General features: G+C 65.9%; 11 protein-coding genes. 6 read left to right on the plus strand and 5 right to left on the minus strand.

Annotation, left to right across the window (positions count from 1 at the left end; genetic code table 11):
• Window positions 1-19: 19 nt before the first annotated feature.
• Genes ACQR0Z_RS17845 through ACQR0Z_RS17855 form a run of 3 tightly spaced genes read left to right on the plus strand, consistent with a single transcriptional unit; the run spans window position 20 to window position 3,293 of the window.
• Window positions 20-895, plus strand: a complete 876-nt coding sequence (locus ACQR0Z_RS17845) for a branched-chain amino acid ABC transporter permease (protein ID WP_434877460.1) — start codon at window positions 20-22, stop codon at window positions 893-895.
• Window positions 896-897: 2 nt separating this feature from the next.
• A complete protein-coding gene (locus ACQR0Z_RS17850; RefSeq protein ID WP_434919517.1) occupies window positions 898-1,827 on the plus strand; it encodes a branched-chain amino acid ABC transporter permease in 930 nt (309 codons plus the stop codon).
• On the plus strand, window positions 1,824-3,293 hold the full coding sequence (locus tag ACQR0Z_RS17855) for an ATP-binding cassette domain-containing protein (protein WP_434919518.1): 1,470 nt from the start codon (window positions 1,824-1,826) through the stop codon (window positions 3,291-3,293). Before ACQR0Z_RS17850 ends, ACQR0Z_RS17855 begins: the two co-directional genes overlap by 4 nt.
• 42 nt (window positions 3,294-3,335) lie before the next feature.
• On the opposite strand, the gene ACQR0Z_RS17860 is transcribed toward ACQR0Z_RS17855, so the two are convergent.
• Window positions 3,336-4,157, minus strand: coding sequence for a hypothetical protein (locus ACQR0Z_RS17860; protein ID WP_434919519.1), 822 nt, complete (start codon window positions 4,155-4,157; stop codon window positions 3,336-3,338).
• Window positions 4,158-4,642: 485 nt separating this feature from the next.
• Here ACQR0Z_RS17860 and ACQR0Z_RS17865 point away from each other — a divergent pair, with 485 nt between their 5' ends.
• From ACQR0Z_RS17865 to ACQR0Z_RS17875, 3 genes are read left to right on the plus strand one after another with little or no spacing between them, the layout of a single operon-like run.
• Complete coding sequence (locus tag ACQR0Z_RS17865) at window positions 4,643-5,662, plus strand: TRAP transporter substrate-binding protein (RefSeq protein WP_434877464.1); 1,020 nt, start codon at window positions 4,643-4,645, stop codon at window positions 5,660-5,662.
• Window positions 5,663-5,697: 35 nt separating this feature from the next.
• Entirely contained in the window at window positions 5,698-7,596 is a 1,899-nt protein-coding gene (locus ACQR0Z_RS17870) for a TRAP transporter large permease (RefSeq protein ID WP_434877465.1), read from the plus strand.
• Window positions 7,597-7,624: 28 nt separating this feature from the next.
• Window positions 7,625-9,268, plus strand: a complete 1,644-nt coding sequence (locus tag ACQR0Z_RS17875) for an acyl-CoA synthetase (RefSeq protein WP_434919520.1) — start codon at window positions 7,625-7,627, stop codon at window positions 9,266-9,268.
• Between the two features lie 205 nt (window positions 9,269-9,473).
• On the opposite strand, the gene ACQR0Z_RS17880 is transcribed toward ACQR0Z_RS17875, so the two are convergent.
• The 4 genes from ACQR0Z_RS17880 to metG all read right to left on the minus strand — a co-directional run bounded on the left by ACQR0Z_RS17880 (window position 9,474) and on the right by metG (window position 14,027).
• A complete protein-coding gene (locus ACQR0Z_RS17880; RefSeq protein ID WP_434919521.1) occupies window positions 9,474-10,103 on the minus strand; it encodes an antibiotic biosynthesis monooxygenase family protein in 630 nt (209 codons plus the stop codon).
• Window positions 10,104-10,264: 161 nt separating this feature from the next.
• Window positions 10,265-11,065: an MBL fold metallo-hydrolase gene (locus tag ACQR0Z_RS17885; protein WP_434919522.1), complete on the minus strand. Its 801-nt coding sequence runs from the start codon at window positions 11,063-11,065 to the stop codon at window positions 10,265-10,267.
• Window positions 11,062-11,853, minus strand: a complete 792-nt coding sequence (locus tag ACQR0Z_RS17890; protein ID WP_434919523.1) for a TatD family hydrolase — start codon at window positions 11,851-11,853, stop codon at window positions 11,062-11,064. The genes ACQR0Z_RS17885 and ACQR0Z_RS17890 overlap by 4 nt, the downstream gene beginning before the upstream one ends.
• The gene (gene metG, locus ACQR0Z_RS17895; RefSeq protein WP_434919524.1) at window positions 11,853-14,027 is read right to left on the minus strand and encodes a methionine--tRNA ligase; all 2,175 of its coding nucleotides are present in this window, start codon (window positions 14,025-14,027) and stop codon (window positions 11,853-11,855) included. The genes ACQR0Z_RS17890 and metG overlap by 1 nt, the downstream gene beginning before the upstream one ends.
• Window positions 14,028-14,029 lie beyond the last annotated feature (2 nt).

Here is a 14,029-nt window from a genome sequence, read left to right on the forward strand (position 1 = left end):
ACGCTCGGATTCATTCTCAATGCTTTTCTGGCAGATCTTGATTGATGGCTTCGCCATCAGCGCTCTCTATGCGCTTGGCGCGACCGGATTCACGCTGATTTTCGGCGTCTCCGGCGTGCTCAACCTCTCCCACGGCGCCATCATGGTCGGTGCAGCGGTGGCGGCATGGGCCGCCGCCGGCGAACTCGGCACGGGCCCTTATGCAGGAGCGCTCATCGGCATCCTCGCCGGCCTCATCCTGGCTTTCGCCACCTACTTCATCGCCGTCCGGCCGATCCAGCGTTCCAAGGCGATCGCTGAATCGGAGAAGGAGATCTTCATCCTGACGGCGACCTTGCTCTGGGGCATCATCATCCAGGAAGCGATCGCGTATTTCTTCACCAACAACGCCAAGACCGTGCTGCCGATCGTCGAGGGCGTCGTCACGGTGTTCGGCGTGCGGACGCCGCGCAACGAATACTTCACCGCCGTGATCTGCTGGGTGGCGATCGGGCTGCTGTGGCTGCTGGTCAATCGCACCCGGCGCGGCAAGTCGGTCATGGCGGCGTCGATGAACCCGCGCGGCGTCACCTTGCTCGGCATCGAGCTGTCGTCGATCTATCTGACGGTCTGGGCGATCTACGGCCTGCTGGCAGGGGTCGCCGGCATCCTGCTCGGCATGTTCTTAGGCGTCAGCTCCTACAGCGTCGGACCACTGACGGCGAGCGCGTTCTCGATCGTCGTCCTCGGCGGGCTCGGCAGCGTCTCGGGCTCGCTCATCGCGGCCTACGTGGTCGGCTATCTCGAGACCGGAACGGCCTATCTGATCTCGCCGGCCTACCGGACGATTCCGGCGCTCTTGCTGCTCGTCATCGTCATGTATCTGCGCCCGCAAGGGCTGTTCGGACGGAGGTGAGCATGCCGGCATTCGTCTCCTCGCGGCTGTTCTGGATCGGCGCGCTCACCGTGGTCGTCGCTCTGGTGCTGCCGACCTACGTCTCCGGCTATGTGCTGGGATTGCTGACGGTCGCGTACTACACGGCCGTGTTCGCGATGTCCTGGGACCTGCTGTTCGGCTTCGCCGGCGAGGTCAATTTCGGCCCGACCTTCCTGATCGGCGTCGGCGCCTATACGGCCGGAATTCTCGACGCGCATTACTCGCCGGGCCTGTCGATCTGGATCTGCATCGCCGCCGGCGCGCTGGCCGCGGTGGTCGGCGGCGTGATCCTGGCGCTGCCGGCGCTACGCGTCAGCGGGCCGTATTTCGGCCTGACCACGCTGGTGGCCGTGCTGATGCTGCAGAACTTCATCGTCGTGGCGGCCGGGCTGACCGGCGGCGAGATCGGCCTCGCCGTACCCGACGTCATCTCGATCGATGCCAAGACCAATTACTGGATCGCGCTCGGCTTCATGCTGGTCTCAGGCGCCATCCTGTTCGGCCTGTCACGCAGCGCCATCGGGCTGATCCTGCAGGCGAGCGGCCAGGACAAGATCCAGGCCGGCGCGCTCGGCTTTAACGTCACCAAGCACAAGCTCGCCGCCTTCGTGGTCAGCGCGTTCTTTTCCGGCCTCGCCGGCGCGCTGATGGTGTTCTACATGGGCACGGCGTCGGTCTCGACCTTCGTCGATGTCGGCGTCGGCGTGCAGATCATCATCGCCGCCGTGCTCGGCGGAAGGCGCACAGTGATCGGTGCTGCGATCGGCGCGATCTTCCTGATCGGCATGGGCGAGCTGCTGCGGCCGCTCGGCGAGCTCGCCACCTTGATCGTCTCGGTGATTGCGCTGGTGGTGATCCTGTTCTTCCCCGACGGCTTCCTCGGCATCATCAGGGGAGGGGCCAAAGCATGACACAAGCTCCGATGCTGGAGGTCAACGGCCTCACCAAGCGCTTCGGCGGCCTCGTCGCCGTCAAGAATCTGAGCTTCTCGATTCACGCCGGCGAGATCCTCGGCCTGATCGGACCGAACGGTTCCGGCAAGTCGACGGCAATGAAGAGCGTGATGGGCGTCGAGCGTCCGACCGCGGGCTCGGTCAAGCTCGACGGCGTCGAGCTGGCCGGCCTGCCGTCGCACCGCATCGCGCGGATGGGCGTCGGCCTGGTGTTCCAGCATTCGCGGCCCCTGGCGCGCCAGACCGTGCTGGAGAACATCAAGGTCGCGCTCTTGCCGGACAAGCTGACGCGGCTGTTCGCCGACAAGGATGTCGATGCCCGCGCGCGCGCCATCGCCGAGCGCGTCGGCCTTGGCGGCGTCATCGACCGCAGGCCGCCGACGCTGGCGTTTGCCGATCTGCGCCGGCTCGAGCTGGCGAAAGCCGTGGCGCGCAGCCCGAAGCTGGTGCTGGTCGACGAGCCGTTTGCCGGACTGACAGCCTCGGAGGTCGCCGACTTCTCCAACCTGATCAGGGAATTCCGCGACGACGGCCGCGCCGTGCTGCTGGTCGATCACAACGTCAAGAGCGTGTCGGCGCTGGTCGATCGCGTGCTCGCGATGTATCTCGGCGAGAAGATCGCCGAGGGCAGGGCGACCGAGGTGATGCAGGACGAGACGGTGCGCCGCGTCTATCTCGGCGGCGCGCTGGTCTCGACCGCGCGGTCGGAGGCCAGCTTCAAAGACGTCACGCCGGCGCTGCAGGTCGACAAGGTCGGCGTGCTCTACGGCAAGGCGCAGGCGCTGCAGGACGTCTCGCTGCATGTCCACGAAGGCGAGTTCGTGTCGGTCGTCGGGCTCAACGGCGCCGGCAAGACGACGTTGTTCAACGCGATCTCAGGCCTCGTGCCGTATTCCGGCGCGGTGACATGGGCAGGCCGCAATCTCGCCGGCGGCACGGCGGCGCAGATCGCGCGCGACGGCATCGTGCAGTGCCCGGAGACGCGCGAATTGTTCGGCGACATGACGGTGCGCGAGAACCTCGAGCTCGGCGGCAACGCGCTGTCGGACGCCGAGCGCAGCGAGCGGCTCGAATGGCTGTTCGGGCTGTTTCCGATCCTGAAATCGCGGCAGCCGCAGCTCGCGCGCACGCTGTCGGGCGGCGAGCAGCAGATGCTGGCGATCGCACGCGCGCTGATGATGAAGCCGAAGCTGCTGATCCTCGACGAGCCGACGCTCGGGCTTGCGCCGGTGATCCTGGAGACCTTGTCGAAGGCGCTCGATCGCCTGCGCGAGACCACCAAGATCACGGTGCTGCTCGGCGAGCAGAACGTCACCTTCGCGCTCCCGCATGCCGACCGCGTCTATGTGCTCGATCACGCCAAGATCGTCTGGGAGGGCCCGCCCGATCGCTTCGAGGCGGAGGCCGCGGCGAACTATCTGTGAGAGCAGGGGCAGGGAGCAGGGGTGCGCCCTACCCGCATCTCGTCAGGGGAAACGCGGCGGTCGCGCCGGACCTTGCGGCGGCCGCGGGGTAATGCGTACGGCTGTGACGCCCGCTGGCAGCTCGGTCTTCGCCGCGCGCACGGCGCGCGCGAGCTGCTCCTGGCTCGCCTGCAACTGCTCGATCGCCTTGGTTTGGTCGCGGCTGGCCTGCTGCTGGCTGGCCTTGAGATCCTGCAGGCCGGCCTGGAGCTCGGCGACATCGTGTGCGATCTTTTCGACGAGCGGTGCAAGTTCGCGACTCTCGGCCGGCGGCATGTCGCGCTCGGGCGATGCTTCCGCCATCGCCGAGGATGGGTCGCCCGGACGCGCCGGCTCCGGTGAGGACGAGGTCTCCGGAAGAGGTATGGGCGCAGGCGAGGCAGGGGCCATCTGTGTTTCTTCCGTGGCTTTGCCGCTCATGGCGGTCTCCGCCGGCTCTCCCGAACCCTGCTTGGGGATGCCGTCCCGGCGGATGGACTGGATCGCGGCCTCGATGCGATCGGTGACTGAGGTGATCGTCTCGGTATGATCGCGCGCCAGGGTCACGACGGCGCCGACCAGCCCGGCCGATGCGGCCAGCGTGACTACGGCGCGCAGCAAGGGCCGGCGCTTAGCCGCTGGAGGACCTTCGCCCGGATCGACGTCCTCGGCCGCTTCCTCAGGGGCCTCCGACGCCGCCTGGGCTTCGATCGAGGCGATCCGCTCATCGATGCGAGCGCGCACCTCGGCCAGGACGCGCTGGTAGATCTCCTCGCAGATTTCAGTCTCGGGCAACGGCGCGACATCACCCGGATCAACTTCCTTCGGCGTCGTTTGAACTGGCATGTCCTCGGGTCCCATTCGCGATACGCCCCGTGCCCAATCCTCGGCACGGCATTGAGCCCTGGGCTTTGACTAAACCAAGACGGGGCAGTGGCGAGTGAGGGGCGATTTCGCACAGCGGACGAGCGAGGAGTTGGCCGACACAATGGCGAATGACCGGCGTGACATCGTCCGGCTACGCTCCATAGCCAATTCGCATAAGGTATATTATGGAATATTTATATGTCGAGCGATATCATGGACTTGCCGCCAAAACCTCGAACTGGCCGCAATAGCTGGTGCTTTTTGGGCGCTCGTCCATCTCTCCCCAATGGTGCCGCCAAGGCGCTGGGACGCCGTTCCAGGCGATGTCTGCGAACGCCGATATTGCTGCTGCGGCTCATCGCTGCAATAAGCGCAGACGGACGTCTGTCGATGTCGCCGGATTCGTCCGCGATGTCATCCGGCGCAACGATGCAACAAGAAGAATTCTTCAGGGAGAAACGAGAATGAGCCTGTCACGACGCGCGCTGTTGAAGGCCACTGCGGCTTCGGCCGTCCTGGGTGGAATGGCGGCCCCGCATGTCGCGCGCGCGCAGAGCGCCGAGTTCACCTACAAATACGCCAACAACCTGCCCGACACGCATCCGCTGAACGTCCGCGCCAAGGAAATGGCAGCGGCGATCAAGGCCGAGACCAACGGCAAGTTCGACCTGCAGATCTTCCCGAATAACCAGCTCGGCTCGGATACGGACATGCTGAGCCAGATCCGCTCCGGCGGCGTCGAGTTCTTCACGCTGTCGGGCCTGATCCTGGCGACCTTGGTGCCGGCGGCGTCGATCAACGGCATCGGCTTCGCATTCCCGGATTACGACACGGTCTGGAAGGCCATGGACGGCGATCTCGGCGCTTATGTGCGCGGCCAGATCAACAAGGCCGGCCTGATGGTCATGGACAAGATCTGGGACAACGGCTTCCGCCAGACGACGTCGTCGACCAAGCCGATCAACGGCCCTGATGATCTCAAGGGCTTCAAGATCCGCGTGCCGGTGTCGCCGCTGTGGACCTCGATGTTCAAGGCGTTCGACGCGGCGCCCGCCTCGATCAATTTCAGCGAGGTCTATTCGGCGCTGCAAACCAAGGTCGTCGAGGGCCAGGAAAACCCGCTGGCGATCATCTCGACGGCGAAGCTCTACGAGGTGCAGAAATACTGCTCGCTGACCAACCACATGTGGGACGGCTTCTGGTTCCTGGCCAACAGGCGCGCCTGGGAGGCCGTGCCGGCCGACATGCGCGCCATCGTCGCCAAGCACATCAACGCCGCCGCCGTGAAGGAGCGCGAGGATGTCGCCAAGCTCAATGCGGGCCTGCAGCAGGATCTCGCGACCAAGGGCCTGACGTTCAATCAGCCCAACGTGGCGCCGTTCCGCGACAAGCTGCGCACCGCCGGCTTCTACGCCGAGTGGAAGGGCAAGTATGGCGACGAGGCCTGGGGCCTGCTGGAAAAGGCCGTCGGCAAGCTGTCGTAAGTGCAGGGGCGTCGTAGGCGCGTTCGGGTGACGTCATGGCGCAGGCCGAGATCAATGCCGAGTTTACGGAAATTGCGATCGGCGAGGTAGTCATCGAGACCCCTCGCCGCTGGTCCTGGCTCGACCGCCTGGAGGCCCTGCTCGGCCTCCTGGTCGAGATCCCGGCTGCGCTGCTCGTCGTGGCCGAGATCGTCATCCTGTTCGCGGGCGTGGTGGCACGCTACGTCGTGCACCAGCCGCTGATCTGGTCGGACGAACTGGCGTCGATCCTGTTCCTGTGGCTCGCGATGCTCGGCGCCGCGGTGGCGTTCCGCCGCGGCGAGCACATGCGCATGACCGCGCTGGTGGCGCGCGCAAGCCCGCGCTTGCGCGCCTATCTCGATCTCATCGCAACGTCCGCCGCGCTGGCGTTCCTGGTGATGATTGCCTGGCCGGCCTGGGAATACGCCTACGAGGAAAGCTACATCACGACGCCGGCGCTGCAGATCTCCAATATCTGCCGCGCCGCGGCGCTGCCGGTCGGCATCGCCCTGATGGCGCTGTTTGCGCTGATCCGGCTCGCGCGCACCGCCAACGTCCGGACGATGCTGCTGGCCGTCATATCGATCGCGGCGATCCTGACGCTGTTTTGGCTGGCGCAGCCGGTGCTGAAGCCGCTCGGCAACATCAATCTCGTGATCTTCTTTGTCGGCGTGGTCGGCTTTTGCGTTTTTGCCGGCGTGCCGATCGCGTTCGCGTTCGGGCTCGCGATCTTCGGCTATCTCGCGCTGACGACGCGCACGCCGTTGATGGTGCTGGTTGGGCGCATGGACGAGGGCATGAGCCATCTCATCCTGCTCTCGGTGCCGCTGTTCGTGTTCCTCGGCCTCCTGATCGAGATGACCGGCATGGCGCGCGCGATGGTGGCGTTCCTGGCGAGCCTGCTCGGCCATGTGCGCGGCGGGCTGCATTACGTGCTGGTCGGCGCAATGTATCTCGTCTCCGGCATCTCCGGCGCCAAGGCGGCCGACATGGCCGCGGTCGCGCCGGTGCTGTTTCCGGAGATGAAGGCGCGCGGCGCCAAGCCGGGCGATCTCGTCGCCCTGCTCGCCGCCACGGGCGCGCAGACCGAGACGATTCCGCCGAGCTTGGTGCTGATCACCATCGGCTCCGTCACCGGCGTCTCGATCGCGGCGCTGTTCACCGGCGGCCTGCTGCCGGGCGTGGTGCTGGCGTTCACGCTGTGCGCGCTGGTGTGGTGGCGCTACCGCAACGAGGACATGAGCGGCGTCCGCCGCGCCACCGGCGCCGAGATCGGCAAGGCCTTCATCGTGTCGGTCCCTGCCCTGGCCCTGCCCTTCGTGATCCGTGCCGCCGTCGTCGAGGGCATCGCGACGGCGACGGAGGTCTCGACCATCGGCATCGTCTATGGCGTGCTGGCGGGCCTGCTGGTCTATCGCCGCTTCGACTGGCGCCGGCTGATGCCGATGCTGATCGAGACGGCGGCGCTGTCCGGTGCCATCCTGCTGATCATCGGCACCGCCACCGGCATGGCCTGGGGCCTGACACAATCCGGCTTCTCGCGCTCGCTGGCCGCCGCCATGACCGGCTTGCCGGGTGGCCCGGCCACATTCATCGCGGTCTCGATCGTGGCCTTCACCATCCTTGGCAGCGTGCTCGAGGGCATCCCGGCGATCGTGTTGTTCGGGCCGCTGCTGTTTCCGATCGCGCGCGCCGTCGGCGTGCACGAGGTACATTATGCCATGGTGGTCATCCTGGCGATGGGAATTGGCCTGTTCGCGCCGCCGTTCGGGGTTGGATATTACGCCGCCTGCGCGATCGGCCGGGTCGATCCCGCCGAAGGTATCCGGCCGATCTGGGGCTACATGCTGGCGCTTCTCATCGGCCTGATCATCGTTGCGATTTTTCCGTGGATTTCGATCGGGTTCCTGTAAACTCTTCAGACGACAAGGGAGGGTGGTGATGAGCACGAACCAGTATCAGCTCGGTCTCGACAAGAACGCGGCCAATTACGTCCCCCTGACCCCGCTCAGCTTCCTGGCGCGCAGCGCGGCCGTCTACCCGGACCATGTCAGCACGGTCTATGAGGGCCGCAGCTTCACCTGGCGCCAGACCTATGAGCGCTGCCGCCGCTTCGCGTCCTATCTCGCCGGCCGCGGCATCGGCATCGGCGACACCGTGGCGGCGATGCTGCCGAACATCCCGGCAATGAACGAGGCGCATTTCGCCGTGCCGATGACCGGCGCGGTGCTCAACACGCTCAACATCCGCCTCGATGCGCCGTCGATCGCGTTCCAGCTCGATCACGGCCAGGCCAAGATCATCCTGGTCGATCCGGAATTCTCCGGCGTGATCAGCGAGGCGCTGAAGCTGATGAGCGGCGCGAAGCCGTTCGTGATCGACGTCGATGACGCGTCCTACGCTGGCGGCAGCCGCATCGGCGAGATCGAGTACGAGGCTGCGGTCGCCTCAGGCGATCCCACTTTCGAGCCGCGCCGTCCCGCCGACGAGTGGGACGCGATCGCAATGAGCTATACGTCGGGTACCACAGGCAATCCCAAGGGTGTCGTGACCCATCACCGCGGCGCCTATCTCAACGCCGTCAGCAACATCCTCGCCGGCGGGCTCGGCCAGCATCCGGTCTATCTCTGGACCCTGCCGATGTTCCACTGCAACGGCTGGTGCTTCCCCTGGACCATGGCGGCCGCGGCCGGCGTCAATGTCTGCCTGCGCAAGGTCGAGCCGACCAAGATCTTCGAGCTGATCAAGACCCACGGCGTCACCCATATGTGCGGCGCGCCGATCGTCTACAACGTGCTGATCAATGCGCCGGATGCGCCCAAAGGCAAGCGCGAGAAGCCGGTGGTCGGCCTGATCGCCGGCGCCGCGCCGCCGGTCGCGGTGCTCGAGGGCGCCGAGAGCATCGGCATCAAGCTGACCCATGTCTACGGCCTCACCGAGGTCTACGGCCCCGCCTCCGTCTGCGCCGAGCAGCCCGGCTGGGACGATTTGCCGGCGCCTGAACGCGCGCGGCTGAAGCGCCGTCAGGGCGTGCCCTATCCCCTCCAGGAAGCCGTCACCGTGCTCAATCCGGAGACGATGCAGGAGGTGCCGCGCGACGGCGAGACCATCGGCGAGGTCATGTTCCGCGGCAACATCGTCATGAAAGGCTATCTGAAGAACGAGAAGGCGACGACCGACGCGTTTGCCGGCGGCTGGTTTCACACCGGCGATCTCGGTGTGCTCGACGAGCACGGCTATGTCATCATCAAGGACCGCTCCAAAGACATCATCATCTCCGGCGGCGAGAACATCTCGTCCGTCGAGGTCGAGGACATCCTCTACAAGCACCCCGCCGTGCTGTTCGCCGCCGTCGTCGCCAAGCCCGATCCGAAGTGGGGCGAGGTGCCCTGCGCCTTCGTCGAGCTCAAGGATGGCGCGCAGGCCACGGAAGCCGAAATCATCGCCTATTGCCGCAGCCACATGTCGGGCTTCAAGACGCCCAAGGTCGTGGTGTTCGGGCCGATCCCGAAGACGTCGACGGGCAAGATCCAGAAGTTCCTGCTGCGCAACGAGGTGAATTCGGCGAAGGCGATTTCGGCGTAGCCACATGAGTAGGGCGGGTTAGCCGCAGGCGTAACCCGCCGCCTTCGTTGTCTGCGGCCATGGCGGATTACGCTCCGCTAATCCGCCCTACGCACTTCGCGTCGTAGCCTGGATATCAGCCCAGTCGTCATTGCGAGCGCAGCGAAGCAATCCAGAGTCCTTGCTGAGCTCCTGGATTGCTTCGCTGCGCTCGCAATGACGGCAACTAACTCTCCCTGCTCTTCTCCGGATAGTATTGCGGCGCTTCGCGACGGTCGTACATGCCGTAGTCTCTGCTGACTTCAACGATCCGAATGTTGTCGGCGCCGGGTTCGGCAAGCAGCTGCGTGCTCAGCGCGAAGCCGGTGGGCTCATCCGGCAGCTCGATCAAATGCGCGAAGCGACCTTCGCGATACACGCTGGAAAAGCTCTCGACCGGTAGCTCCGTTGCGGCATTCAGCTTCGGCTCTGCGGTCTCCAACACCAGCACATAGGTCGGTGCACGCCGCTTCGGATCGTTGTACGTCCCTCGCCGCTCCGGCACCCACGCCGCCTGCCCCGGCCTCACCTCATGGACCAGCTCCGCGACGCGCAGGCGGTAGTCGGAAAACACCTTGTCGCGGCCGAGCGTCTGGATGTCGTGGTGATGGGCGTGGACGCGCCAGGCGGTCATCGCGCCCTCGTCCTGCCAGATCTGGTAGGACAGGATCAGGTTGGCGCGCGACAGGCTCTTGAAACGGTCGAGGAACAGGCAGCCGCCAAGTGCGTCGAGCTCCGGCCGCAGCGCGGCTGCGAGCTGCAGATACTGGTCGAGATGGCCGGGCTTGACCTCGACCTCGAAGAACAGCGACAGCATGTAGCGCCTCCATGTCCCTGGTATTGGCCGAGCTTGAAACCTCGTGGCTGGCCAAAACCGTCATCGCGAGCGAAGCGAAGCAATCCAGAGTCCCGCAACGGCTCTGGATTGCTTCGTCGCCTCCGGCTCCTCGCAATGACGGCCGTGGTGGCCGAGGAGGCCTACGCCGTCAGTTCCAGCCGCATGCCGTCATACGCCGGCACCACGCCGGCCGGCAGGCTCTGGCGCAGCACCTCGTAGTCGAGGTCGGCGGTCATGTTGGTGATGACGGCGCGCCTCGGCTTGAAGCGCTCGATCCAGGCGAGCGCGTCATTGACCGAGAAATGGCTGGGATGCGACGCCGGCCGCAGACCGTCGACGATCCAGAGGTCGAGATCCTCGAGCGCGCCCCAGCTCTCCTCGGGAATGTCGTTGAGGTCCGGGGTATAAGCGGCGTCGCCGATTCGGTAGCCGAGCGCGGGGATGTTGCCGTGCTGGACCAGGAACGCCGTCAGCCTGAGCTCACCGCCCTTCCCTTCCACGGCCTGGGTCTCGCCGGCCTCGATCGAATGCTGGGTGAGGATCGGCGGATAGTCGCTGCCCGGTGGCGAGATGAAGCAATACGAGAACCGATGCATGATGTCCTTGGCGGTCGACTGGTTCAGGTAGACCGGGATGCGGCGGCGCTGATGCAGCACCACCGAGCGCAGATCGTCGATGCCATGGGTCTGGTCGGCATGCTCATGCGTCAGGAACACCGCGTCGATGTGATCGACATGGGTGTCGATCAGCTGCTCGCGCAGATCCGGCGAGGTGTCGATCACCACCCGCGTTACCCCATGCGCGCCGCGGCGCTCCGCCAGCAGCGAGCAGCGGCGGCGGCGGTTCCTTGGGTTGTTGGGATCGCAGGCGCCCCATCCCAGTGCCGGACGCGGCACGCCGGCCGAGGAGCCGCAGCCGAGGATGGTGAGCGTCAGGGTCATGAGAGCTCCTGCGGTCGCGGCACCTTGGAGAACAGCTTGAAGAACGTGTCCGAGGTCTGGCGCGAGAACTCCTCGAACGACACGCCGCGGGTTTCCGCCAGCACCTTGGCGGTCTCGACCACATAGGCCGGCTCGTTGCGCTTGCCGCGGAATTTTCCGGGCGCCAGATACGGCGCGTCGGTCTCGACCATGATGCGGTCGGCCGGCACCTCGGCGGCAAGCGCGCGCAGCGTGTCCGACTTCTTGAACGTTACGATGCCCGTGAACGAGATGTGCAGTCCGAGATCGATCGCCTTCATCGCCAGCTCGCGTCCGCCGGTGTAGCAATGCAGCACGGCCGTGAAAGGTCCGCGCGCCATCTCCTCGTCGAGGATGCGGCTGCACTGCTCGTCGGCCTCGCGGGTATGGATCACCAGCGGCAGGCCCGTCTCGCGGGCGGCCGCGATGTGCGCCCGGAACCCGCGCTCCTGGGCGTCCTTGGAGCCGTGGTCGTAGAAATTATCCAGCCCTGCCTCGCCGAGCGCGACGACCTTCGGATGCCTGGTCAGCGCGATCAGCTCCTCGGCCGAGATGCCGTCCTCCTCATCCGCATTGTGAGGATGGGTGCCGACAGAGCAGAACACGTTGTCGAACCGCTCGGCGATCGCGAGCAGCTCGGGGAGCCTGCGCACCCGTGTCGAGATCGTGACCAGGCGGCCGACGCCGGCGGCGGCGGCACGCGTGACGATGCCATCCAGATCCTCGGCGAAATCCGGAAAATCAAGATGGCAGTGACTATCGACCAGCATCACGCCGCCGTCGGCTCGATGTAGCGCGGGAACACCGCCTGCGGCGCCGGCAATTGCGTGCCGGGCGCGATGCGCACCTCGCCACCAAGCCGCGCGAAGCTGCGCTCACCCTCGGGGATGCCGAGGCTGTCGAGCAGCTTCGCCGACGCCGCGGGCATCACCGGCTGGGTCAGGATCGCGACCTGCCGGATCACCTCGGCGGTGACATAGAGCACGGTGTGCTGGCGCTTCGGATCGGTCTTCGCCAGCGCCCACGGCGCCTCGCCCGCGAAATAGCGGTTGGCCTCGGCCACGACCGACCACACGGCATTGAGCCACTGATGGATCTGCTGCGTCGCCATCGCCTTCCGCGCCGCGCCGATCATCGCATCGGCCTCGGCCAGGATCGCCTGGTCGTTGGCCGAGAACTCGCCAGGCTCGGGCAGTACGCCGCCCAATTGCTTCGTGATCATCGACAGCGAGCGCTGCGCCAGATTGCCGAGGTCGTTGGCGAGATCGGCGTTGATGCGTGCGACGATCGCCTCGTGATTGTAGTTGCCGTCCTGGCCGAACGGCACCTCGCGCAGGAAGAAATAGCGCAGCTGGTCGACGCCATACTGGTCGGCGAGGTTGAACGGATCGACAACGTTGCCGACCGACTTCGACATCTTCTCGCCCCTGTTGAACAGGAAGCCGTGCGCATAGACCCGCTTCGGCACGGGCACGCCGGCGGACATCAGGAACGCCGGCCAGTACACCGCATGGAAGCGGATGATGTCCTTGCCGATGACGTGCACGTCGGCCGGCCAGTACTTCCAGTTCTTGTCTTTCTCGTCGGGGAAGCCGACGCCGGTGATGTAGTTGGTCAGCGCGTCGACCCAGACATACATCACGTGCTCGTCGTCGTGGGGCACGCGGACGCCCCAGTCGAAGGTCGTGCGCGAGATCGAGAGGTCCTTCAGCCCGCCCCGGACGAAGCTCGTGATCTCGTTGCGCCGCGCGTCAGGTCCGATGAAATCGGGCTGGCTCTCATACAGCGCCAAGAGCTTGTCCTGATAGGCGGAGAGGCGGAAGAAGTAGCTCTTCTCCTCCACCCACTCGACCGGCGTGCCCTGCGGGCCGCGACGGACATTATCCTCGCCGACCACGGTTTCTTCCTCGGCGTAGTACGCCTCGTCGCGGACCGAGTACCAGCCCGAATAGGTGTCGGCGTAGATGTCGCCGTTCTCGAGCATGCGCGTCCAGATCGCCTGCACCGACTTATGGTGGGCGGGCTCGGTGGTGCGGATGAAGCGGTCGAACGAGACGTTCAGCCGCTCGTCCATCTCGCGGAAACGGCCGGCATTGCGGGTGGCGAGCTCGGACGGCGTCAGGCCCTCGTTCTGCGCGGTCTGCACCATCTTCAGGCCGTGCTCGTCGGTGCCGGTCAGGAAGAACACGTCCTTGCCGTCGAGCCGCGCAAAGCGCGCGATGGCGTCGGTCGCGATCGCCTCATAGGCGTGGCCGATATGCGGGCTGCCATTGGGATAGGCGATCGCCGTGGTGACGTAGAAGGTGTTGGCGTCGGCCGGCGCGGCGGTGACGGGCTCGGCGGCTTCCTCGGTCTCGGTGACCTCGATATCGACGATCTCGACCTCAGCCACTTCCGCCTCGGCGATCTCGATCTCTGGAGCCGCGACGGCCTCGACCTCTCGCTTGCGCGGCGCCTTCGGCCTTGCCGCGCGCGGCGGCTTCGGGCTCTCGGTGGCCGCTGGCGCGACCGGCTTCGGAGCAGGCGCGGCCTTCGTCACAGCGGGCTTCTTTGAGGGCGTGGGCTTGGTGGCGGCGGCTTTGGTCACGGTCTTCTTGGCCGGTGCCGCAGGCTTGGCCGCGGCCTTCTTGGCAGGAGCCTTCACGTCCTTCTTCGCGGCGCCCTTGGATGCCTTTGACGTCGCGGCCTTGGAAGCTGGTGCCTTGGAAGCTGGTACCTTGGATTTCGGTGCCTTGGCTTTGGCAGCTGCGACCTTGGCGGCCTTAGCCTTGTTCGCCTTGTCCTTGCTGTCATTGCCCTTGGCTGCCTTCGCTTTCGCGCCGGCCTTGGCCTTCGCGGGCGACTTCGCAGCCTTCTTGACGGTCTTCTTGGCGGCAGCCTTCGTCGCGGCGCCCTTGGTCGCCGGCTTGCCCTTCTTCACGGTTGTCTTGCTGGCCTTGGCCACGG

The organism is Bradyrhizobium sp. HKCCYLS3077 (assembly GCF_051167555.1).
GTDB lineage: Bacteria > Pseudomonadota > Alphaproteobacteria > Rhizobiales > Xanthobacteraceae > Bradyrhizobium.